We start from the raw sequence: 19,682 nt of genomic DNA, 5'->3' as shown, positions 1-19,682 counted from the left end.
GCGTCAGGCCGGCGGCGGCGGCGTCTCGGCCGTGGAAGCCAGGGCGCCGGCGTGGCCCGCCATTTCCGCCTGAAGACGGTTGCGGTCGCGGATCGACAGCGCGCGGGTCGCCTCGAACAGCGACAGCAGGCTGCGCCCGATTCGGGCGAGATCGGCGTCGCCGTCGCGTTCAAGCTGTTCGACCAGCCCGGCCTGACGCGCGATCAGCCGTTCCTGCAACCGGACGCCGCGCTCGGCGCGGGCCAGCCGGTCGAGCGACGCCGCAAGGCGCCGGTCGCGCGGCCGCGGAGGCGGAAGAGGCTGGGCTTGCGGCTGGGCTTGCTGCTGGCCTCGCGCCGGGGTCGGAGCCGGGTCGGGCGTCAGGCGCAGGAGCGGGGCGGGATCGTTCGGTTTCGGCTCGAAGAAATCGGCGGCGCGCGCGCCGAGCGCGTTGCAAAGTTTCATCATCACCGGCGCGGGAACGCGCGCTTCGCCCTTTTCGTAGCGTAGCAAAAGGACGGCGTTGAGGCCGATGCGCGAGGCCAGCCCGTCGAGCGACAGGCGCGCCTGAAACCTTCTCTCGCGAATTCTTGAGCCGACAAGCAAATCAATTGATTTCATGACGGTGTCGTCCGCCTGTCGATGATTTTCGATGAATATTATCATGCTATGGCTTCAGTTTCGCCTCAACTTGTGGGCATTACCGTGGGGCAAACCCCGAGCCGAGACCGACAAAACTTAAGCACTGCTAACCGGCGCGGGGAGGGCGCGCGCCGCGCCGGCGCCCCGGTTTCGGCGCGGGCATGGAAAAGGCGCGTTGTCGATCCGGCCGGTCCGTCCTATGACACGCGCGGAAAACGCCAATGCGCGCCGGATGCGGCGCAAGACGGACGGAAGGGGTGCGGTGATGGGCGCAAGGAAGATCCGGCTGGGTGTCAATGTCGATCATGTCGCCACCCTGCGCAACGCGCGCGGCGGTTTCGTTCCCGATCCGGTGCGCGCGGCGCAAATGGCCATTGTCGCCGGGGCGGACGGGATCACCGCCCATTTGCGCGAGGATCGCCGGCATATCGGCGACGAGGACATGCGCCGGCTGCGCGAACTGCCGACGCCGCTCAATTTCGAAATGGCGGCGACCGAGCAAATGCTCGACATCGCCCTGCGGATCAAGCCGCACGCCTGCTGCCTGGTGCCGGAAAAGCGCACCGAGCGCACCACCGAGGGCGGCCTCGACGTGATCGGCGGCAAGAAACACCTGATTCCCTTCGTCGATGAGTTGAAACGCGGCGGCGTGCGGGTGTCGCTGTTCGTCGAGCCCTCGCCGGAGGCGTTGCAGGCGGCGGTCGAGATCAAGGCTCCCGTGGTCGAACTGCACACGGGGGCGTGGTGCAATGCGCTGGCGCTGGGCGATCCGGGCAAGGCCGAGGCCGAATTCGCCCGGCTGCGCGCGGCGGCGGCGTCCTGCGAAAAGCTCGGGCTGGAATGTCACGCCGGCCACGGCCTCGATTTCGACAGCGCGACCACCATCGCCGCCCTGCCGCAGATCGCCGAATTGAACATCGGCCATTTCCTGATCGGCGAGGCCGTCTTCATCGGCCTGGAGGCGTCGATCCGGCGGATGATCTCGGCCATCGCGCAAGGCGTGGCCCAAGGCGTGGCCCAAGGCGTGGCTCAAGGTGTTGGGGGAGCGCGCGGCGCATGATTCTCGGCGTCGGGATCGATCTTTGCGACATCCGGCGGATCGAGCGCACGCTCGAGAAATATGGCGATCGCTTCGCCCGCCGCTGTTTCACCCAGGTCGAGCGCGACAAGGCCGACGGGCGGGCGCGGCGCGCCGAAACCTATGCGAAAAGGTTCGCCGCCAAGGAGGCCTGCGCCAAGGCGCTCGGCACCGGCCTGGCGCGCGGCGTGTGGTTTCACGACATCGGCGTGGTCAATGACGCGGCGGGCAAGCCCGGCGTGGTGCTGCAGGGCGCGGCGGCGGCGCGTCTGGCCGATTTGTGCGCGCGCTTGGCGCCGGCCGGGGCGACGCCCCATATCCATCTGACTTTGACCGATGAATATCCCTACGCCCAGGCGCAAGTCCTGATCGAGGCGGTGGCGCCTTGCGTTTCCCCTGAAAAACCCGCAATACCGGCGGCCACAGGATCAACATGAGCAAGACCATGACCGACGATTCGGCGCCGCATGCCGTGAAGAAGACCGAACCCGAAGGCCTCGGCGAGACCGTCGTCGTCATTCTCCAGGCGCTGGCCATCGCGCTGGTGGTCCGCACCTTTCTGTTCCAGCCGTTCAACATTCCCTCGGGCTCGATGATCCCGACGCTGGAAATCGGCGATTATCTGTTCGTGTCGAAATATTCCTACGGCTATTCGCGCTATTCCTTCCCGTTCGGGCCGCCTTTGTTCAAGGGGCGCGTGCTCTCCTCGCCGCCCAAGCGCGGCGATATCGTGGTGTTCAAGCTGCCGCGCGACAATGAAACCGACTATATCAAGCGCGTGATCGGCCTGCCCGGCGAAAAGATCGAGATCAAGCGCGGCCGTCTCTACATCAACGACGAACTCGTGCCGCGCGATCCGATCGACAAGGTGCAGACCGACGATCTCTACGGCCATTTCGGCGCCGTGCCGACCTACAAGGAGACGCTGCCGGGCGGCGTCGAGCACACGATCATCGAAATCCAGGGCGACGACGGTTTTAACGACAACGCCGGGCCGTTCGTCGTGCCGCCGAACCATTTTTTCATGATGGGCGACAATCGCGACAATTCCACCGATTCGCGCGTGCCGCCGGACCAGGGCGGCGTCGGCTACGTGCCGTTCGAAAATCTCGAAGGACGCGCGGAAGTGACCTTCTTCTCGGTCGGCGAGGGCGCGGCGGCCTATGAATTCTGGCGCTGGCCGTGGACGCTGCGTCTCAACCGCATGTTCCACGCGGTCAGATGAGCACGAAGGCGGTCGCCGGCGATCTCGCCGATCTCGAGGCGCGCATCGGCCACGTTTTCGCCGACCGGTCGCAACTGGTCCGCGCGCTCACCCATATCAGCGCGCTGGCGCCGTCGCCGACGCTGCGCCGCACCGACTGTTACCAGCGGCTGGAGTTTTTGGGCGACCGCGTGCTCGGCCTCGTGATCGCGTCTCTGCTGTGCGCGCATTTCCCCGAGGCGGAGGAGGGCGAACTTTCGCGCCGGCTGGCCGTTCTCGTGCGCAAGGAAACCTGCGCCGACATCGCCCGCGAATGGGGCGCCGGCGATTTTCTGCGGCTGGGCGACGGCGAGGCCCAGAACGGCGGCAAGAAGAAGTCGGCCCTGCTCGGCGACATCTGCGAATCCATCATCGGCGCGGTCTATCTCGATGGCGGCTTCCCCGCCGCCCAGGCTTTGGTCGAGCGCGCCTTCATCGAAAAATTGCGCAATCCCACCCGGCCCTTGCGCGATCCCAAGACCATGCTGCAAGAATGGGCGCAGGCGCGCGGCCTGACGCCGCCGCTGTACAAGCTGGCCGCGCGGTCGGGGCCGGATCATGCGCCGGTGTTCGTCATCGCCGTGACCATCCCGGGCTTTGATCCGGTGGAGGCGCGCGGCGGCTCGAAACGCGCCGCGGAACAGGCGGCGGCGCAGAATTTTCTCGCCCGCGAAGGGGTGACGGACCTGACATGACAGAAACCCGCTGCGGCTTCGCCGCCCTGATCGGCGCGCCCAACGCCGGAAAATCCACTTTGATGAACCAGCTGGTCGGGGCCAAGGTCTCGATCGTCTCGCGCAAGGTGCAGACCACGCGGGCGCTGGTGCGCGGCATCGCGCTGCAGGAGCAGACCCAGATCATCTTCGTCGACACGCCCGGCATTTTCTCGCCGAAGCGGCGGCTCGACCGCGCCATGGTGACGTCGGCCTGGGGCGGGGCGGGCGACGCCGACGTTGTCTGCCTGCTGGTGGACGTGCGAAAAGGGTTGGATGAGGAGAACGAGGCGATTTTCGCCCGTATCGGCGAGATCAAGGCGCCAAAAATCCTGGTGCTCAACAAGATCGACACGATCGCGCACGAAAAGCTGTTGGGGCTGGCCGCCGACCTCAACGCCAGGGCCAATTTCGTCGACACCTTCATGATTTCCGCCCTCAAGGGCCATGGCACCGAGACGTTTCTGAAAAAGCTCTCCGGCTTCATGCCCGAGAGTCCCTGGCTTTATCCCGAGGATCAGGTGTCCGATGCGCCGCTGCGCTCGCTGGCGGCGGAAATCACCCGCGAGAAACTGTTCGAGCGGCTGCACGACGAGCTGCCGTACCAGTCCACGGTCGAGACCGAATTGTGGAAGGACATGCCCGACGGCTCCGCGCGCGTCGAGCAGACGATTTACGTCACCCGCGAGGGCCAGAAGAAGATCGTGATCGGCGAGGGCGGCAAGACGATCAAGTCGATCGGGCAGGCGGCGCGCAAGGAGATCATCGAGGCGGCGGAGCAGAACGTCCACCTGTTCCTGTTCGTGAAAGTGCGCGAAAACTGGGGCGACGACCCCGAGCGTTACCGCATGATGGGGCTGGACTTTCCGAAGAAGTGACGGGACTTCTCCCTCTCCCCCTTTACGGGTGGAGGGAGCAGGTCGAGGCTCGCAATGGAATGGTCCGAGCGCGCCCTGGTGCTGGGCGTGAAAAAGCATGGCGAGACCAGCGTCATTCTGGAAGTGGCGACGCGGGATCATGGTCGGCATGTCGGCGTGGTCCGCTCCGGGCGCTCGAAAACCATGCAGCCGGTGTTGCAGCCCGGCAATGAGGTCGCCGTCACCTGGCGGGCGCGGCTGGAGGAGCATATCGGCGCCTTCGTCGTGGAGCCGCTGGCGTTGCGCACCCATTTGCTGATGTGCGACGTCCGCGCCCTGCATGGCGTGAACTGGCTGTGCGGCATGTTGCGGCTGTTGCCGGAACGCGATCCCCACGCCCACCTGTTCGACATGGCGGCGGCGCTGCTGGCGAATCTGACCGATCCTGTGGCGCCCAACCTGTTCGTGCGCTTCGAACTCGCCCTGCTGGCGGATCTGGGCTTCGGGCTCGATCTCGAACGCTGCGCCGCCACCGGCGCGACCGAAGATTTGATCTATGTTTCGCCGAAAAGCGGCCGCGCCGTCAGCCGCGAGGCCGGCGCGCCCTGGGCGGCGCGATTGCTGCCGCTGCCGGCCTTTTTACGGGAGGGGCCGGAGTTGGCCGCCGAAGTGGAGCAGATCCGCGACGCCTTGCGCCTCACCGGCTATTTTCTCGACCGCGATATTTTCGCGCCGCGCGGACTGAAGCCGTCGGAGGCGCGCGCGGCCTATCTCGCGACCTTATAAGGACTCTGTCAGCCTTAGGATGCGCACTGGCTCGCCCTTGGCCAGCGCCGGTGCCTGCGCGTCGCGCAGGATCAGCGCCTGTGACCGCGCCAGCACCGAATTCAACGAGGAATCCTGGTCCTTGTGCGGCGTGGCCTCCAGTTGGCCCGCCTCGGTCCAGGCGAGAGTCGCCCGCACATATTCGCGGCGCGGGCCATTGGGTTTCATATCGGCCCCGGCGCGGGCGGGCTCGATCCGGTGCGCCGCGCCCGCCGCATCGCCGCACAGGGCGCGGATCAGCGGTTTGAGGAAAAGCTCGCCGCACACCACCGCCGAGACCGGATTGCCCGGAAGCCCCAGCACGACGGTCTTGCCGATCTGGCCGTGAATCAGCGGCTTGCCCGGCTTCATATTGATCTTCCAGAATTCCAGCGCCATGCCCTCGGCCTCCAGCGCCCCGCGCACGAAATCGCGGTCGCCGACCGAGGCGCCGCCGATGGTGACGAGCACGTCGACGCCGGCGTCGAGCGCCTTGCGGATGGCGGCTTCGATCGCCTCGGGCTGGTCGGGCGCCACCCCGAGATCGAGCGCCGCGCCGCCGCAGGCCGCGATCAGGCCGAGCACGGCATAGGCGTTGGAGGCGACGATCTGGTCGGGGCCGCGCGGCTCGCCCGGCGGCGCCAGTTCGTCGCCGGTCGACAAAACCGCGATGCGCGGCGCGCGCGCGACAGGCAGGGTTGGATGATCGGCTGAGGCGGCGAGGGCGACGTCGGCGGGCGAAAGCCGCCGCCCCGCGCGCAAAATGGTCTCGCCCTCGCGGAAATCTATGCCGGCGCGGCGCACGTTCTTGCCGGGCGTCACCTTGGTCCGCGCGGCGACGTTCTCGCCGTCGCGCGCCGCCTCCTCTTGTATCAGCACGCTGTCAGCGCCCTCCGGCATCGGCGCGCCGGTAAAAATCCGCACGGCCTCGCCGGGGCCGCACACGCCGGCGAAACCGGCGCCGGCCGAGGATTCGCCGATGACGTTTAAGGCGCCCTTGCCGGCGTCTTCGGCGCGCAGCGCGTAACCGTCCATGGCCGATAGCGGCTTGGGAGGCTGTGTGCGCAAGGCCGGAAGATCACGCGCCAGCGTGCGGCCGAAGGCGGCGGCGAGCGGGACGTCCTCGACGTCCAGCGGGCCGGAGGCGCTGGCGAGGATCGCGGCCAGGGCGTCTTCGACGGAGAGGAGAGGTTTTTTGTCGGCCATTTCACATCTCCATGAAAGTCTTGGCGCGCGCCCTCGTTCGGCTAGCCGGGAGAGGGACTGTCGGCGCGGAAATCCCCAGATTTTCCACCGCTTTTCAACAGGAGGCGCACAGCCTCGATTCGCATGGCCCGGTCCGCCGCCTTGAGCATGTCGTAGATGGTCAGGCAGGCGACCGAGACGGCGGTCAGCGCCTCCATCTCCACGCCGGTTTCGCCCAGAACCCGTGCGCGCGCCGTCACGCGCAGGCCGGGCAAGGCGGCGTCCGCCGCAACGTCAACCTCGACCTTGGACAGCAGCAGCGGATGGCACAGCGGGATCAGTTCATGGGTCTTCTTGGCGGCGAAAATGCCGGCGATGCGCGCGGTTGCGAACACGTCGCCTTTTTTCGCCTGGCCGGACAGGCACAGGTCCAGCGTCGCGGGCGCCATGACCACGCAGCCTTCCGCCACGGCCTCGCGGGCCGTGCGGTCCTTGCCGGAGACATCGACCATGCGCGCCTCGCCCGCCTCGTTCAGGTGGGTGAGCTTTTCCGTCATGCCGACGGCTTGGCCTCGCCGGTCAGCAGGGCGCGGGTGGCGGCGCCGACGTCGGCCTGACGCATCAGCGTCTCGCCCACCAGAAACACGTTCACGCCGGCCTTGCGCAGGCGCACGATGTCGTCGTGCGAGCCGATGCCGCTTTCCGCCACCAACAGCTTTTCGCGCGGCACGCGCTGGCTGAGCCGTTCGCTGACTTCGATCGAGACGGTGAAGTCGCGCAGATTGCGGTTGTTGATGCCGACCAGCGGCGTCTCCAGCCCCAGCGCGCGGTCGAGTTCGGCCTCGTCATGCGCTTCGGCCAGCACGTCCATGTTGAGGTCGTGGGCGGCGGCGTTGAGCGCCTTGGCCTCGCTGTCGCTGACGCAGGCCATGATGATCAGCACGCAATCGGCGCCGGCGGCGCGGGCCTGATAGACCTGATAGGGGTCGAACAGGAAATCTTTTCGCAGGGCGGGCAGGCGCACAGCCGAGCGCGCGGCGGTGAGATCGTCGAGCTTGCCCTGGAACGAGGGGCCGTCGGTGAGGACGGACAGACAGGCCGCGCCATTGGCCTCATAGGCGCGGGCGTGGACAGGCGGGTCGAAATCCTTGCGAATCAACCCCTTGGAGGGGCTGGCCTTTTTCACCTCGGCGATCAGCGCCGGCATGTCCGCCGCCACCTTGTCGCGCAAGGCGCGCACGAAGCCGCGCGGCGGGTCGACGTCGCGCAGCTTGCGCTCAAGCGTCGCCAGCGGCACCCGCACCTTGGCTTCCGAAATCTCGGTCCGCTTGTAGGCCTCGATCTTGCGCAAAATGTCGGAATTGGACCCCATGTTTCCTCGAACTGGCTGTAGATTTTTATTTTAGCGCATTTTCTTCCCGCGAACCGGCGCCCGTTTCGCTTGAAAATGCTTTAGGCCTCTTTGCTGGTCCTGATCAGATTTTCCAGCGTATCATGTGCTTTACCGCTGTCCAGAGCCGCTTCCGCCAGCCGCGCGCCGTCTTTCAGCCCCTCGGCCTTGCCGGCGACCGTCAGCGCGGCGGCGGCGTTGAGCACGGCGATGTCGCGATAGGCGTTTTTGGCCCCGTTGAGCACGGCGCGCAGGGCGGCGGCGTTATAAGCGGGATCGCCGCCGCGCAGGTCTTCCAGCGTCGCGCGCGGCAGGCCGGCCTCCTCGGGCGTGATCACGAAACGCCGGATGCGGCCGTGGTCCAGTTCGAGGATCTCCGTCGGCGCGGTGGTGGTGATTTCGTCGAGCCCGTCGGCGCCGTGGGCGACCCACACCTTTTCCGAGCCGAGCGCATCGAGCGTCTGCGCGATATAGTCCATCCAGCGGGCGTCGGCGACGCCGATCAGCGCGCGCGTGACGCCGGCGGGATTGGACAGCGGCCCCAGCAGGTTGAACAGGGTGCGCACGCCCAGCTCCTTGCGGATCGGCGCCACCGCCGCCATGGCGGGATGATGCGCCTGCGCCGTCATGAAGCCGATGTTGACCTCGCGCAGGCATTTCTCCACCACGTCGGGCGGGATGCCGATGCGCACGCCCAAACCCGTCAGCACGTCGGAGGCGCCGGAGAACGAGCTGGCGGCGCGGTTGCCGTGCTTGGCGACGGGCACGCCGCAGGCGGCCACCACAATCGCGGCGAGCGTGGAGATATTATACGTCTGCGCCCCGTCGCCGCCGGTGCCGACCACGTCGATGGCGCCCTCGGGGGCGGACACGCGCGCCATGCGCGCGCGCATGGCGGAGACCGCGCCGGTCAGCTCATCCATGGTTTCGCCGCGCACGCGCAGGCCCATCAGGAAGGCGCCGATCTGCGCCGGCGTCGTTTCGCCGGACAGGATCAGGCCGAACGCGTCTTCGGCCTCGGCGCGGGAGAGCGGGGCGCGTTCGGCGATCCGGGCGAGAAAGGGCTTGAACGCCTCCATGGCCGTCTCCCGCTTATTTCCGTCGCCGCGCGGCGTTCCACTTCTGCGCCAGATCGAGGAAGTTCTTCAACAGGGCGTGGCCGTGCTCGGAGGCGATGCTTTCGGGGTGGAACTGCACGCCATGCACGGGATGGGTGATGTGCGACAGGCCCATGATCAGGCCGTCGGCGGTGGTCGCGGTCACCGCGAGTTCGGTCGGCAGCGTCTCGCGCCGCACCACCAGCGAATGGTAGCGGGTGGCCTTGAACGGCGCGGGCAGGCCATGGAACACGGTTTCGCTTTTATGATAAATCTCGGCGACCTTGCCGTGGATCGGCTGCGGCGCGCGCACCACCTCGCCGCCGAACACCTCGCCGATGGCCTGATGGCCGAGGCAGACGCCGAACAGCGGAATTTTCTCGCAGGCGGCGCGGATCAGGTCGAGGCAGATGCCGGCCTCGCGCGGGGTGCAGGGGCCGGGCGACAACACCAGACAATCCGGATTCTCGCCGATGACCTGCTCGACGCTGGTCTGGTCGTTGCGCACCACCTTCACATCGGCGCCAAGCGCGCCGAAGTAATGCACGAGATTGAAGGTGAAAGAATCGTAATTGTCGATCAGCGTGACGGAAACGGATGTCATGACAGCCTCGTTGGAAGGGCTGTTTTGGGCGCGCCCGCAGGGGAAGTCAATGCGCGCGGCGGCTTTCAAACGCCGCCGCTTGTCCCTATATTCGCCATGAAGCGCAATTGGAGCACACCATGGCCGGACGCCCCGTGATGGAACTGACCGACGCCGCCGCGGCGCGGGTGAAAACCCTTGTCGAAAAGGCCGGCGGCGACGCTCTTGGCCTGCGGGTCGGGGTCAAGAACGGCGGCTGCGCCGGCATGTCCTATACGGTGGAAATGGCGCAGGACCACAAACCCGGCGAAATCCTGGTCGAGGACAAGGGGGCGAAAGTGCTGATCGACCCCAAGGCCGTGCTGTTCCTGATCGGCGCCCAGATGGATTTCGAGACGTCGAAACTCTCGGCCGCCTTCACCTTCAAGAATCCCAACGAAACCGCCTCGTGCGGCTGCGGCGAATCGGTGGCGATCGCGCCGGTGTCGGAGGAGGCGCTGAGCCAGTTCAGCGTGTGACCGCGAACTGATCCGCCGGGCGCGGCGCGGCGAGCCGCGTCAGCAAATCCGCCACATGCGCCTCGATCTGCGGCAGGGCGACCTCGGGCGGCGCGTAATCTATGTCGTGGATATGCCAGTATTCGATCCGGCCGGGCGCGGCCTTGTCCGTCCAGGCGGCGAACCGCGCCTGGATCAGCGGCATGTGCTCGGCCAGCTTCAGCGCGACGATATGATCGGCGGCGTCGAGATCCTCGACCGCCACTTGCCGGGGCAGGCGGGCGGATTCGCGGTCGAAGGCGAGGCCCCGCGCCCGCAGCGCCTGCGCCGCGGCGCGCGAAATCGGCCCGATATTGCCGGATCCCAGATCGACCGCGACTCCGCGCGACAGGGCGGTCCAGTCCGGGCAGGTTTGCGGCGCGAGAAAGTTGAACACTTCTTCCGCGTACCGGCTGCGATAGTAATTGCCGGTGCACAGGAACAACACATGCTTCATGGGCGGGCCTCATGGGATGACGCCGCATCGTGCCACGGCAATTTGTCAATCTCACGCCGCCCGGCAGGCGTAAACCGCCGGGCGCCCGCCGCGCCGGACTATTCCGCCGCGACCCTCTGCGCCGTCAGCAGCGCGGCGCCCGTGCGGGCGGCGGTTTCGCCGCGCTCGCTTTCCAGCGATTTCCACTGGATCAGCTCCAGCGTTCCGTCGAAATGCTCGGCGATGGCGGTGCAGGATTCGACGAAATCGCCGGTGTTGACATAGGTGATTCCGTCGATCTCGCGGATCACGGCATGGTGGATGTGGCCGCAGACGATGCCGTCGACGCCGCGCTTGCGCGCTTCCGCCGCCAGCGTCTCCTCGAAGGCGCCGATGAAATTGACGGCGTCCTTGACCTTGAGCTTGGCCCATTGCGAGAACGACCAATAGGGCAAGCCAAACTTGCGGCGGGCGCGGTTGAACCAGCAATTGACCCAGATGGCGAAATCATAGGCCCAGTCGCCGAGATGGGCGAGCCAGCGGGCGTGGCGCACCACCACGTCGAACTGGTCGCCGTGGACGACCAGGAAGGTTTTGCCGTCGGCGGTCTTGTGCAGGATGTGGTCCTCGACCTCGACGCCGCCGAATTCCAGCCCGACGAAATCGCGGGCGAATTCGTCGTGATTGCCGGGCACGAACACCACGCGGGTGCCCTTGCGCACCTTGCGCAGCAGTTTCTGCATCACGTCGTTGTGGGCCTGCGGCCAATACCAGCCGCCCTTGAGGCGCCAGCCGTCGATGATGTCGCCGACGAGGATCAGCTCCTCGGATTCATTGTGCTTGAAGAAATCGAGCAGCAGATCGGCCTGGCATCCGCGCGTGCCGAGATGCACGTCGGAAATGAACAGGGTGCGGTAGCGTTTGGGCTCCGCCTCCTCGTCGGTCCGGTTCAGAATGGCGCTCATGATCTGGCCTTTCCGTCTATTAAGAAATCGCTTCCTGCTGCCAGTCAATTGTTGCGTCCCGATGACAAAGCTGTCATTCGCCGGCCATGCTCAAGGGAATCTTCCTGAAGACGCTCTCCACCCTGGCCTTCACCGCCATGGCGCTGGGGGTGCGCGCGGCGGCCCCGACCGTGCCGGTGGCGGAGATCGTGTTCTATCGTTCCCTTGTCGCGCTGGCCGTGCTGCTGGCCTGGCTGGCGGCCAGCGGGGCGCTGTCGGGCGCCTGGCGGACCACGCGGCCGCTCGGCCATCTCGGGCGCGGCCTGTCCGGCGTCGCCGGCATGTTCTGCAATTTCACCGCGCTGGCGCTGCTGCCGCTCGCCGACGCCACCGCCTATTTCTACGCCTATCCGATTTTCGTCACCCTGATCGCCGGGCTGGCGTTGCGCGAGCGCGTGCAGGCCTCGCGCTGGCTGGCGGTAGCGATCGGTTTTGTCGGCGTGGTGGTCATGCTGTCGGAACATCTCGGCTTTGGCGCGGGTTTTGACGGGAACATGCGGTACGGGGCCGGCGTCGCCCTGATCGGGGCGCTGTGCGCGGCGCTGTCCATCGTGCAGACGCGCCGCCTCGCTCAACTCGAAACCACGGGCGCCATCGTGTTCTACTTCACCTGCTCCTGCGTATTCTTCGGCGCCCTGACTCTGGCGGCGGCGCCTGTGTTTCCGGCGCTGGGAAGCGCCTATGTCGCGCCCGACGCCCGCGCCTGGATCGGCCTGGCCGGCGCCGGGGTGGCGGGCGGGGCGGCGCAAATCCTCGCCACCTCGTCCTACCGCTACGCCGACGCCTCGCTGCTCGCCGCCTTCGATTATCTCGCCATGGTCTGGGCGCTGCTCGCCAGCCTCGCCATCGACGGCGAGGCGCCCTCGCGCGCCGTGCTGCTCGGCGCTGCGGCCATCGCCGCCGCCGGCCTGCTGGCGCTGCGCTCGTCGCGCAAAACGCCCGAGCGGGCCTGACGCCGCCGCCTTTTCGCGCAGCCGGCGCCGATTCTTCGCGCGCAAGACGGTGGCGAAAGGGCTTTCAAAGCCGTCGAAAATTCGTTATTTCAAACAAAATCGTTTAGAATTCCGAACGGGGCGCGTCGTCGCGATGGGCGTCGAAGGCAAGGACAAGCAGAAGGTTCTGGAGGCGGGCGCCGTGGCTCTGGCCGGGCAGCTCGGCAAGACCGTGCAGCGCCTGCGCAAGGCGTCGAACCTGTCGCTGTCGGAATTGTCCGACCAGTCGGGCGTCGCCAAGTCCATCATCAGCCAGATCGAGCGCAACGAGACCAATCCGACCCTGGTGACGCTGTGGCGGCTGGCGCAGGCGCTCGACGTCAGCATCGAGCAGGTTTTGCGCGAGGACGAGGACTCGGCGTTCATCGAGAAGATCTCGCGCAACGACACGCCGCTGCTGGTGTCCGACGACGGCAAGTGCCGGCTGGTGATCACCGGCTGGAGCAAAACCATCGACTGGCTGCAATGGTACGACTTTTTCGCCGAGCCGGGCGGCGTGCTGGCCTCGGACGCCCACCAGCGCGGCGCGATGGAATCGCTGACCGTGCTGGAAGGCGAATTGCGCGTGGAATCCGGGGGCGAGACGGAATCGGCGGTCACGGGCGACACATTGCGCTACCGCGCCGACCGCCCGCATCTGATCCGCAATCCCGCCGACAAGCCGGCGCGGGCGGTGATGATATGCATTTTGCGCGCAGCAGCCATGGAATGAGCGCGGAGCATCGTTAACGCGCCCTGGCCGCGCGCCGCCTTCGTCGCCCGCTCCGCCGGGGCATCGTCCCGCCGTTGGCGCCGCAGCGCGGCCGGCGGGGCTATTCGATAAAAATTCAATCAAAAACAATCTGTTGGCGTCGCGCGTCTCCGGTCGGCCGGCGCGCGCGATTCCGGCCGTTTCGGCCCGCGCCGTCCGTGGCCCGCCGGCGCCTTGATTGCTAATAAATTGTTTTAGAGGGGGAAACCCTGACGCTTGCGCGCGGCGATGCAACTTGCGGGTTGGTTGTGCTCTGCACAATGGTGGGGAGACATTGACAATGCGCGTGAGTTTGGTCTGGAGTTGGGCGCGATGGGAGAGAGTCTGGAGTCGGTCGCGGAGCAGGCCTTGATCAAGCTGTTGTTCGCCTTGTCCGATCTGGAAAGCTATGGCGCGGACACGCCGCAATTGGCCCATGTGCGGGAGCAACTGGTCGCCGCCGTCGAGCAACTCTCCCGGGTGGCCCCGCGCTTTCATTTCGACACCGAGGTCAGCGCCGCCTTCGCCAAATCCTGCGCGGCCTGCCGCCGCGACAAAAAAACCTACATCTGACGTTCGTAAGCGGCCAGGACGTCGCGCGCCAGCGCCAGCGCGCGGCCGGCCAGATCCGGCTGCGACGAATCCAGCCGTCTCCAGAAAATCTGGCCGAGCGGCCGCTGCAATTGCGCGTCCAGCACGCTTTCGTCGGCGTCGGAGGCGCCTTTGGGGCGCTCGCGCACGCGCTGGCGCAACACGTCGGGTTCGGCGTCCAGCCACAAACCAAGGAAGGGCGCGCCGGCGTCGCGCGCCAGCTTCTCCACGGCGTCGCGCTCCTCCTGCGCCGCATAAACCGCGTCGATCACCACCGCGCGGCCCTGGTTAAGGGCGTCGAGCGCGCGCGACAGCAGCCGCAGATAGACGGCGGCGGTGATGTTCATGGCGTAAGCTTCGGGCGGCAGCCGGTCGCCGGGCGGCAGCTTGTGCATGGCCTTGCGGGTGCGGTCCGAATTGAGCGAGCGCGCGCCCGGCGCCGGGCCAAGCTCGGCGGCGATTTTCGCGGCCAGCGTCGATTTGCCGGAGCCGCTGAGGCCGCCGATCACCACCAGCATGCGCGGGCGCGGCGACAGCAGATCCTCGGCGAGCTGGAAATAGGCCCGCGCCTCGTCCTCGTGCTCCCTGACGCAGCCGCCATGGCCGGTGCGCGCCTGTCCGCTGGCGATATGGGCGCGGATGGCGGCGCGCAGCGCCATGAAAAACGGCAGCGACGCATAGCCGTCGCGGATCTTGGCGGGCAGGTCGGGCAGGGTGCGGAACAGCGCGCTGGCGTAGCGGTTGTAAAGCAGGTTGGCGAGGTCGTGGCGGCCGCACAGCCACAGATCCATCAGCGTGAAGGCGACGTCGTAGAGCACGTCGATCCGGGCCAGCGCCTCGTCGAACTCGATGCAGTCGAACAGGGTGGGCTTGCCCCGGAACAGGCAGATGTTGCGCAGGTAGAGGTCGCCATGGCACAGCCGCACGAAGCCGCGCGCCGCGCGGGCGTCGAGCAGCGGGGCGATCCGCGCCAGTTCGTCGCGGAACTTGCCTTCGAGCCGCGCGACATCGGCCGACGCGAACAGGTGGCAGCCCTCGAAACTCTCGTCGTTGAGGTCGAGCAGATGCGTCATGGCGGCGGCGCCCTCGGCGTCGGGAAAACGCTCGGCGCTGGCGTGAAAGCGCGCGATCGTCTCCGCCAGCGCCTCGATATGGGCGGGTTCGAGCCGCCGCTCGCGCGCCATCACGTCGAACAGGTCGGATTCGCGGAAGCGGCGCATCACCACAATGCAATCGACCCGCTCGCCCGGCCCGTCGAAGGCCAGTCCGTCGCCCTCGCGGGTGATCGCGCGCAGGCCGAGATACAGGCCGGGCGCGGCGCGGGCGTTCAGCGCGACTTCGGCGCGGCAGGCGGCCTCGCGCTTGTCCGGCGTGGAGAAATCCAGATAGGGGAACAGCACGGCGCGCTTGAGCTTGAACACGAGGTCGCCGGCGAGCAGCACGATGGAGACATGGGTCTCCTTGACCTCGACCTCGGCCGGGCCGCCGACCCCGGCCTCGGCGGCCAGCGCGTCCCTGAGGAAGGCGAACGTGTCCTGCTGCGCCATGGTCACGGCTCGATGAGCGGGGCGGGGCGGGTGCGGCGCAACACGAGATTGGCGGCCAGCGCCTGCGCCACCTGGGCGGCGAGGCACTCGCCGCCGGTTTCGACCGGCAGCGGATTGTCGCCCTGATCGGCGCGGGACTTGGCGCGGGCGGCGACCTGCACCGCGTCGGCGCGGCGAATGTAGAACACGTTCTGCGCGGCGGCGACCTTGCGCGTCGCATCGCGAATCGCCTCGACCTCGGCCTGATCGTGCAGCCATGGATTGGTCTCGAAGCCGACCAGCAGCACGTCGGCGTCGGCTTCCTTGGTCCAGCGCACGCCGTCGGTCAGGCTGTGTTCGTAGGCCTCGGGATCGACATGGGCCAAAGCGTCGTTGCCGCCGACCTGCCAGATCAGCAAATCCGGGTGCTGCAACGCGAATTCGGTGCGGATGCGCTCCAGCGCGTCGCCGGCGGTCTCGCCGGACATCGGGCGGTTGACCACGATCACGTCGATGCCGGTCAGCGCCTTTTCCAGCAGGCTCTCCAGCGTCGCCGGATAGGAGCGGCGCGCGCCGCGGCCCACCGCGCCGCCGATCACCAGCAGCCGCAATTTCTTGTCGGGACGCGCCAGCGCCGCCGTGACGAAGGGCAGGGGCGCGGGAGAGGCGAGGCTTCCGCTGACGGGCTCGCAACGGTCTTCCGCATGGGAAGGCTGCCCCGCGACGCAACAGAGCGCGACCAGGCAGAGCGCTATTTTTCCGGCGCGGGAACGCTTTTTGCGCGCCCGCCATGTCTTTGCCGCCATTCGGTCAACCATGCCGTGAAGCCCAAACCCGCCGCGCCCACACCTAGCACGAGCCAATCGATTTCCCAACGCCCGTTAAACGCGTAACGCGCGACCTGCCCGCACAGACTGAGCAGCGAGGCGACGCAGAACACATTGAGCGAATTACGCCCGAGCATTGAAAAGAACTTCGCCAAAAACCCGGCGTAACGCTGAATATAGGTGAAGGCGCCGCCAAAGAAACAGGCCAGCGCCAGACAATGAATCGCCCGCGCCGGCGACAGATAGGTCTTGTCGAAGACGAAGAACAGTTTGGGGTCGGGCAGGTTGGCCGGATCGGGCGAGACGTCGCCGATCGCGATGGCGGCGCCCAGCGCGGTTTGCAGGCCCGCCGCCACGAACAGCACGTTTTTCACCCGCGGCGACATCCGGGCGTAATAGCCGTTCGGCCCGGAAAACAGGAAGCCCAGCACGAAAATGAACTGCCAGGCCGAGGGCGAGAAGAACCAGTTGCCCTCCACCGGCCAGGTCGGCAGGTTGAAGCCGGTGGCGATGGTGTAGAGATAGAGCGTCAGCGACAGCGGCAGCACCAGCCAGGGCGTGAGGCGGTGAATCACCGCCAGCGTCGGCGCCGAGGCCATCAGCACCACATAGAGCGGCAGGATGTTGAAATAGCCGAGCTGATAGCGCAACGCGATCAGGCCGATATGCGCCTCGACGGGATCGTCGAACACGGCCGCCGCATTGTGCCATTGCAGGATATACGGCTGGTCGAGCAGCGTGGCCGCGCCGGCGAGAATGGCGATGGCCAGGAAGGTGATGATCAGTTGCGCGAAATAAATGGTCAGCGCCCGGCCGCCGAGCCGGTAGAGCGCGACGGCCAGCGGCTGTTTGGCCAGCGAATCGACCACGAAGCGCAGCGACACCCCGGCCAGGAACACGAACAGTTCGGCCGAGTCCGACAGCGAATATTCGCGCAGCGTGTAGCGCTCGAAAATATTGCCGGGCACATGCGTGATGAAGATGGTGATAAGGGCGTAGCCGCGCCAGAAATCGATGGAATTCGGCGCCCTCATGCCATTCCCATTGTCGTTTGCGCCGGATTTCGACGCGTCAACGTGTCAGACCGCGAAGCTCGAACCGCAGCCGCAGGAGGCGGTGGCGTTGGGATTCTCCACCCGGAAGGAGGAGCCCATCAGATCGTCGACAAAGTCGATCTTCGCGCCCTTGAGAAAGTCGAGCGCGACCGAATCGACGGCGATGCGCGCCTCGTCCTGGGCGAGGATCAGGTCGTCGGCCTCGGCCTGCGGGGCGATGTCGAAGCAATATTGAAAACCCGAGCAGCCGCCGCCGCTGACGGACACGCGCAGCCAGGAGCCATCGGCCTCGCCGCGCAGAATTTCCGCCACCCGCTTCTTCGCCGCCTCGGTGGCGACGACCGCGCTTGAATCCGCATCTGTCATGCAAAATTCTCCTCTGATGCGAAAATAGTCCTCCCGGCGATGCGGTCAATGCAAAGCCGGCGATTTTCGTTTAAACGGAGCTGTTTCGTCCCCGACTTTAAGGTCGCGCCTTGTCCTTCGCCCCGCCCGTGTTCGCGCTCGCCCCTTTCGCTTTGGACTGGCGCCGCAGCCGGGGCCGGCTGTTTCCCGAGCCGGCCTCGCCCACGCGCGGCGATTTCCAGCGCGACCGCGACCGCATCATCCATTCCACCGCCTTCCGCCGCCTCGCCCACAAGACGCAGGTGTTCGTCGCGCTCGAAGGCGACCATTTCCGCACCCGGCTCACCCATACGATGGAGGTGGGGCAGATCGCCCGCGCCCTGGCGCGCGGCCTGCGGCTCGACGAGGATCTGGCGGAGACCACCGCGCTCGGCCATGACCTGGGCCACGCCTGTTTCGGCCACGCCGGCGAGGAGGTGCTCGACGAGTGCATGGCGGCGTTCGGCGGCTTCGACCACAACGCCCAGACGCTGCGCATCGTCACCAAGCTGGAGCGCCGCTACGCCGAGTGGGACGGGCTCAATCTCTGCGCCGAGACGCTGGAGGGGCTGGTCAAGCACAATGGCCCGCTGCTGCGGCCGGACGGCGGGCCGACTTCACGTTATGAGCGAAGTGGAATTAGCGCCTATATCATGGAGTTCAACGGGGTTGTTGATCTAAGGCTTGAGGAATTCGCCAGCGCCGAGGCGCAATGCGCGGCGCTGGCCGACGACATCGCCTATAACGCCCATGACATCGACGACGGGCTGCGCGCCGGCCTGTTCGCGCCCGACGATCTGCGCGAGGTGCCGTTCACCGCCGCCCTGCTGGACGAGATCGCGGCGCGTTATCCCGGCCTGGAGCGGTCGCGATTGATCCACGAATTGACGCGGCGGGTGATCACGCATCTGGTCGAGGACGTGTTCGCCGAAAGCGCGGCCCGGCTGGCAAGGCTCCAGCCCGACAGCCCCGCCGCCATCGCGGGCGCCGGCGCGCCGGTGATCGCCTTTTCCGCGGCCAAATGGCGCGACCTGCAAATCCTGCGCGAATTCCTGTTCACCCGCATGTACCGCCACAGCGCGGTGCTGCCGGTGTGGAAGAAGGCGCAGCGAATCGTGCGCGGCCTGTTCGCGCATTTCCTGGCGCGGCCGGAAGATATGTCCGAGCCTTGGGCAGGCCAGGCTCAGGCGCGCGACGAGGCGGGGCGGGCGCGGGTGGTCGCCGATTACATCGCGGGCATGACCGACGTCTACGCCGCCGGGCAGGCGCGGCGCTTTTTGGGCGAAACGGCGTGAGTCTCGCGCGGCGGTTGCGGCGTTTCATCGCATCCGGCCAGACTTAAGAAGTGTTGACGCTCGAGCGGAGCGGTTTTTATCTGATCGCAGGACATCCGGCGCCCTGCCGCGGAACATTCGACGCGGCGGGCGCCGCCCTTTTTGGGAGGCCCCGATGCGATGCGGTCACGCGGGCGGTCACGGTTGGTGGGGATGCAAGGGGGACGCCCGTCCGCCGAGCCTTGGCGTCCCGAGCGAACCCTTGTCCCCGGAGGCCCGCGACGCCGTGTTCGCCGCCCTCGATGACGAATATCGCGCCCAGGCTTTTTATCGCGCCATCCTGCGCAAGTTTCCCCATGCGCTGCCGTTTTCCGAAATCGTCGAGGCCGAGGCGCGCCACGCCGCCGTCCTGACCGCCATCCTCGACGCCTATGGCCTCAAGGCGCCGCCCAATCAGCATCTGGACAGCGCCGAACTCGCCGCCAGCGCGCCGGATACGCTGGCCGGCGCCTGCGAGGCGGCGATGCAGGCGGAGATCCGCAACGCCCGGCTCTATGCCGAGGATTTGTCGCCCAAAGTCGCCGGCTATCCGGCGATCGCGGCGATTTTCGAGCGGCTGATGCTGACCTCGCGCGAATGTCACCTGCCGGCTTTCCGCACCTTCGCGGAAGCCTATCGGATGGAGCGTCCGCTGGCGCAATCGCCGGTTTAGTTCCGCCGCGCATTGATCGGCCCCCCGAAATAGGGCAAAAGCCG

Annotated in this window: 24 protein-coding genes; 12 read left to right on the top strand and 12 right to left on the bottom strand. The window is 67.0% G+C overall.

Going from position 1 to position 19,682, the window contains the following annotated elements; translation table 11 throughout:
* Window positions 1–3: 3 nt before the first annotated feature.
* Window positions 4–600, bottom strand: coding sequence for a helix-turn-helix domain-containing protein (locus CFB24_RS10780; protein WP_158255163.1), 597 nt, complete (start codon window positions 598–600; stop codon window positions 4–6).
* 286 nt (window positions 601–886) lie between these two features.
* Here CFB24_RS10780 and CFB24_RS10775 point away from each other — a divergent pair, with 286 nt between their 5' ends.
* Genes CFB24_RS10775 through recO form a run of 6 tightly spaced genes read left to right on the top strand, consistent with a single transcriptional unit; the run spans window position 887 to window position 5,298 of the window.
* Entirely contained in the window at window positions 887–1,681 is a 795-nt protein-coding gene (locus CFB24_RS10775) for a pyridoxine 5'-phosphate synthase (RefSeq protein WP_088520615.1), read from the top strand.
* Window positions 1,678–2,136, top strand: a complete 459-nt coding sequence (acpS, locus tag CFB24_RS10770) for a holo-ACP synthase (protein WP_088520614.1) — start codon at window positions 1,678–1,680, stop codon at window positions 2,134–2,136. Before CFB24_RS10775 ends, acpS begins: the two co-directional genes overlap by 4 nt.
* A gap of 8 nt (window positions 2,137–2,144) precedes the next feature.
* Window positions 2,145–2,924 carry a signal peptidase I gene (gene lepB, locus CFB24_RS10765; protein ID WP_088520782.1) on the top strand — a complete coding sequence of 260 codons (780 nt, stop codon included), beginning with the start codon at window positions 2,145–2,147 and terminating at the stop codon, window positions 2,922–2,924.
* Complete coding sequence (gene rnc / locus CFB24_RS10760; RefSeq protein ID WP_088520613.1) at window positions 2,921–3,637, top strand: ribonuclease III; 717 nt, start codon at window positions 2,921–2,923, stop codon at window positions 3,635–3,637. The genes lepB and rnc overlap by 4 nt, the downstream gene beginning before the upstream one ends.
* Window positions 3,634–4,533: a GTPase Era gene (gene era / locus CFB24_RS10755; RefSeq protein ID WP_088520612.1), complete on the top strand. Its 900-nt coding sequence runs from the start codon at window positions 3,634–3,636 to the stop codon at window positions 4,531–4,533. The genes rnc and era overlap by 4 nt, the downstream gene beginning before the upstream one ends.
* Before the next feature lie 54 nt (window positions 4,534–4,587).
* On the top strand, window positions 4,588–5,298 hold the full coding sequence (gene recO, locus CFB24_RS10750; protein ID WP_104469641.1) for a DNA repair protein RecO: 711 nt from the start codon (window positions 4,588–4,590) through the stop codon (window positions 5,296–5,298).
* Here recO and CFB24_RS10745 read toward each other — a convergent pair.
* From CFB24_RS10745 to CFB24_RS10725, 5 genes are all read right to left on the bottom strand, one after another.
* The gene (locus CFB24_RS10745; protein ID WP_088520611.1) at window positions 5,293–6,522 is read right to left on the bottom strand and encodes a molybdopterin molybdotransferase MoeA; all 1,230 of its coding nucleotides are present in this window, start codon (window positions 6,520–6,522) and stop codon (window positions 5,293–5,295) included. The two genes, recO and CFB24_RS10745, sit on opposite strands and share 6 nt — an antisense overlap.
* A gap of 41 nt (window positions 6,523–6,563) precedes the next feature.
* Window positions 6,564–7,058: a cyclic pyranopterin monophosphate synthase MoaC gene (gene moaC, locus CFB24_RS10740; protein ID WP_088520610.1), complete on the bottom strand. Its 495-nt coding sequence runs from the start codon at window positions 7,056–7,058 to the stop codon at window positions 6,564–6,566.
* Window positions 7,055–7,873 (bottom strand): indole-3-glycerol phosphate synthase TrpC, encoded by an 819-nt coding sequence (gene trpC, locus CFB24_RS10735; RefSeq protein WP_088520609.1) that lies wholly within the window; start codon window positions 7,871–7,873, stop codon window positions 7,055–7,057. The genes moaC and trpC overlap by 4 nt, the downstream gene beginning before the upstream one ends.
* 80 nt (window positions 7,874–7,953) lie before the next feature.
* On the bottom strand, window positions 7,954–8,970 hold the full coding sequence (trpD, locus tag CFB24_RS10730) for an anthranilate phosphoribosyltransferase (RefSeq protein ID WP_088520608.1): 1,017 nt from the start codon (window positions 8,968–8,970) through the stop codon (window positions 7,954–7,956).
* Between the two features lie 13 nt (window positions 8,971–8,983).
* Window positions 8,984–9,592 (bottom strand): anthranilate synthase component II, encoded by a 609-nt coding sequence (locus CFB24_RS10725; RefSeq protein ID WP_088520781.1) that lies wholly within the window; start codon window positions 9,590–9,592, stop codon window positions 8,984–8,986.
* Between the two features lie 119 nt (window positions 9,593–9,711).
* Between CFB24_RS10725 and CFB24_RS10720 the strand changes: the two genes are divergently transcribed.
* Window positions 9,712–10,089 carry a HesB/IscA family protein gene (locus CFB24_RS10720; RefSeq protein ID WP_088520607.1) on the top strand — a complete coding sequence of 126 codons (378 nt, stop codon included), beginning with the start codon at window positions 9,712–9,714 and terminating at the stop codon, window positions 10,087–10,089.
* Here the strand turns inward: CFB24_RS10720 and CFB24_RS10715 are convergent.
* Entirely contained in the window at window positions 10,079–10,564 is a 486-nt protein-coding gene (locus CFB24_RS10715) for an arsenate reductase/protein-tyrosine-phosphatase family protein (protein ID WP_088520606.1), read from the bottom strand. The genes CFB24_RS10720 and CFB24_RS10715 overlap by 11 nt on opposite strands.
* A gap of 98 nt (window positions 10,565–10,662) precedes the next feature.
* Window positions 10,663–11,508 (bottom strand): UDP-2,3-diacylglucosamine diphosphatase, encoded by an 846-nt coding sequence (locus CFB24_RS10710; protein WP_088520605.1) that lies wholly within the window; start codon window positions 11,506–11,508, stop codon window positions 10,663–10,665.
* Between the two features lie 86 nt (window positions 11,509–11,594).
* Between CFB24_RS10710 and CFB24_RS10705 the strand changes: the two genes are divergently transcribed.
* The 3 genes from CFB24_RS10705 (at window position 11,595) to CFB24_RS10695 (ending at window position 13,842) form a co-directional block, all read left to right on the top strand.
* Window positions 11,595–12,500 (top strand): DMT family transporter, encoded by a 906-nt coding sequence (locus CFB24_RS10705; protein WP_088520604.1) that lies wholly within the window; start codon window positions 11,595–11,597, stop codon window positions 12,498–12,500.
* A gap of 133 nt (window positions 12,501–12,633) precedes the next feature.
* Entirely contained in the window at window positions 12,634–13,251 is a 618-nt protein-coding gene (locus CFB24_RS10700; RefSeq protein ID WP_088520603.1) for a helix-turn-helix domain-containing protein, read from the top strand.
* A 351-nt stretch (window positions 13,252–13,602) separates the two neighbouring features.
* Window positions 13,603–13,842, top strand: a complete 240-nt coding sequence (locus tag CFB24_RS10695) for a hypothetical protein (protein ID WP_088520602.1) — start codon at window positions 13,603–13,605, stop codon at window positions 13,840–13,842.
* On the opposite strand, the gene CFB24_RS10690 is transcribed toward CFB24_RS10695, so the two are convergent.
* Genes CFB24_RS10690 through CFB24_RS10675 form a run of 4 tightly spaced genes read right to left on the bottom strand, consistent with a single transcriptional unit; the run spans window position 13,833 to window position 17,634 of the window.
* Window positions 13,833–15,407 (bottom strand): bifunctional aminoglycoside phosphotransferase/ATP-binding protein, encoded by a 1,575-nt coding sequence (locus tag CFB24_RS10690; RefSeq protein WP_088520601.1) that lies wholly within the window; start codon window positions 15,405–15,407, stop codon window positions 13,833–13,835. The two genes, CFB24_RS10695 and CFB24_RS10690, sit on opposite strands and share 10 nt — an antisense overlap.
* 2 nt (window positions 15,408–15,409) lie before the next feature.
* Complete coding sequence (locus CFB24_RS10685; protein ID WP_158255164.1) at window positions 15,410–16,192, bottom strand: SGNH/GDSL hydrolase family protein; 783 nt, start codon at window positions 16,190–16,192, stop codon at window positions 15,410–15,412.
* Complete coding sequence (locus CFB24_RS10680) at window positions 16,138–17,247, bottom strand: OpgC family protein (RefSeq protein WP_088520599.1); 1,110 nt, start codon at window positions 17,245–17,247, stop codon at window positions 16,138–16,140. Before CFB24_RS10680 ends, CFB24_RS10685 begins: the two co-directional genes overlap by 55 nt.
* 45 nt (window positions 17,248–17,292) lie before the next feature.
* Window positions 17,293–17,634: a HesB/IscA family protein gene (locus CFB24_RS10675; protein WP_088520598.1), complete on the bottom strand. Its 342-nt coding sequence runs from the start codon at window positions 17,632–17,634 to the stop codon at window positions 17,293–17,295.
* Between the two features lie 110 nt (window positions 17,635–17,744).
* Here CFB24_RS10675 and CFB24_RS10670 point away from each other — a divergent pair, with 110 nt between their 5' ends.
* Together CFB24_RS10670 and CFB24_RS10665 are read left to right on the top strand one after the other, a co-directional pair.
* Window positions 17,745–18,947: a deoxyguanosinetriphosphate triphosphohydrolase gene (locus CFB24_RS10670; protein WP_088520597.1), complete on the top strand. Its 1,203-nt coding sequence runs from the start codon at window positions 17,745–17,747 to the stop codon at window positions 18,945–18,947.
* A gap of 241 nt (window positions 18,948–19,188) precedes the next feature.
* Window positions 19,189–19,638, top strand: a complete 450-nt coding sequence (locus CFB24_RS10665) for a ferritin-like domain-containing protein (protein ID WP_088520596.1) — start codon at window positions 19,189–19,191, stop codon at window positions 19,636–19,638.
* Window positions 19,639–19,682 lie beyond the last annotated feature (44 nt).

Source organism: Rhodoblastus acidophilus (assembly GCF_900187365.1).
In the GTDB taxonomy this organism is placed as follows: Bacteria; Pseudomonadota; Alphaproteobacteria; order Rhizobiales; family Beijerinckiaceae; genus Rhodoblastus; species Rhodoblastus acidophilus.
This window is presented reverse-complemented; position numbering and strand designations above follow the sequence as displayed.

Coding starts and splice junctions, on each gene's coding strand:
- acpS (WP_088520614.1), top strand. CDS start 1,678: ATGATTCTCGGCGTCGGGATCGATCTTTGCGACATCCGGCGGATCGAG.
- trpC (WP_088520609.1), bottom strand. CDS start 7,873: ATGGGGTCCAATTCCGACATTTTGCGCAAGATCGAGGCCTACAAGCGG.
- CFB24_RS10705 (WP_088520604.1), top strand. CDS start 11,595: ATGCTCAAGGGAATCTTCCTGAAGACGCTCTCCACCCTGGCCTTCACC.
- CFB24_RS10780 (WP_158255163.1), bottom strand. CDS start 600: ATGAAATCAATTGATTTGCTTGTCGGCTCAAGAATTCGCGAGAGAAGG.
- CFB24_RS10715 (WP_088520606.1), bottom strand. CDS start 10,564: ATGAAGCATGTGTTGTTCCTGTGCACCGGCAATTACTATCGCAGCCGG.
- CFB24_RS10710 (WP_088520605.1), bottom strand. CDS start 11,508: ATGAGCGCCATTCTGAACCGGACCGACGAGGAGGCGGAGCCCAAACGC.
- CFB24_RS10675 (WP_088520598.1), bottom strand. CDS start 17,634: ATGACAGATGCGGATTCAAGCGCGGTCGTCGCCACCGAGGCGGCGAAG.
- CFB24_RS10685 (WP_158255164.1), bottom strand. CDS start 16,192: ATGGCGGCAAAGACATGGCGGGCGCGCAAAAAGCGTTCCCGCGCCGGA.
- CFB24_RS10700 (WP_088520603.1), top strand. CDS start 12,634: ATGGGCGTCGAAGGCAAGGACAAGCAGAAGGTTCTGGAGGCGGGCGCC.
- CFB24_RS10695 (WP_088520602.1), top strand. CDS start 13,603: ATGGGAGAGAGTCTGGAGTCGGTCGCGGAGCAGGCCTTGATCAAGCTG.
- lepB (WP_088520782.1), top strand. CDS start 2,145: ATGACCGACGATTCGGCGCCGCATGCCGTGAAGAAGACCGAACCCGAA.
- moaC (WP_088520610.1), bottom strand. CDS start 7,058: ATGACGGAAAAGCTCACCCACCTGAACGAGGCGGGCGAGGCGCGCATG.
- CFB24_RS10725 (WP_088520781.1), bottom strand. CDS start 9,592: ATGACATCCGTTTCCGTCACGCTGATCGACAATTACGATTCTTTCACC.
- CFB24_RS10720 (WP_088520607.1), top strand. CDS start 9,712: ATGGCCGGACGCCCCGTGATGGAACTGACCGACGCCGCCGCGGCGCGG.
- CFB24_RS10690 (WP_088520601.1), bottom strand. CDS start 15,407: ATGGCGCAGCAGGACACGTTCGCCTTCCTCAGGGACGCGCTGGCCGCC.
- era (WP_088520612.1), top strand. CDS start 3,634: ATGACAGAAACCCGCTGCGGCTTCGCCGCCCTGATCGGCGCGCCCAAC.
- CFB24_RS10775 (WP_088520615.1), top strand. CDS start 887: ATGGGCGCAAGGAAGATCCGGCTGGGTGTCAATGTCGATCATGTCGCC.
- CFB24_RS10745 (WP_088520611.1), bottom strand. CDS start 6,522: ATGGCCGACAAAAAACCTCTCCTCTCCGTCGAAGACGCCCTGGCCGCG.
- rnc (WP_088520613.1), top strand. CDS start 2,921: ATGAGCACGAAGGCGGTCGCCGGCGATCTCGCCGATCTCGAGGCGCGC.
- CFB24_RS10680 (WP_088520599.1), bottom strand. CDS start 17,247: ATGAGGGCGCCGAATTCCATCGATTTCTGGCGCGGCTACGCCCTTATC.
- trpD (WP_088520608.1), bottom strand. CDS start 8,970: ATGGAGGCGTTCAAGCCCTTTCTCGCCCGGATCGCCGAACGCGCCCCG.
- recO (WP_104469641.1), top strand. CDS start 4,588: ATGGAATGGTCCGAGCGCGCCCTGGTGCTGGGCGTGAAAAAGCATGGC.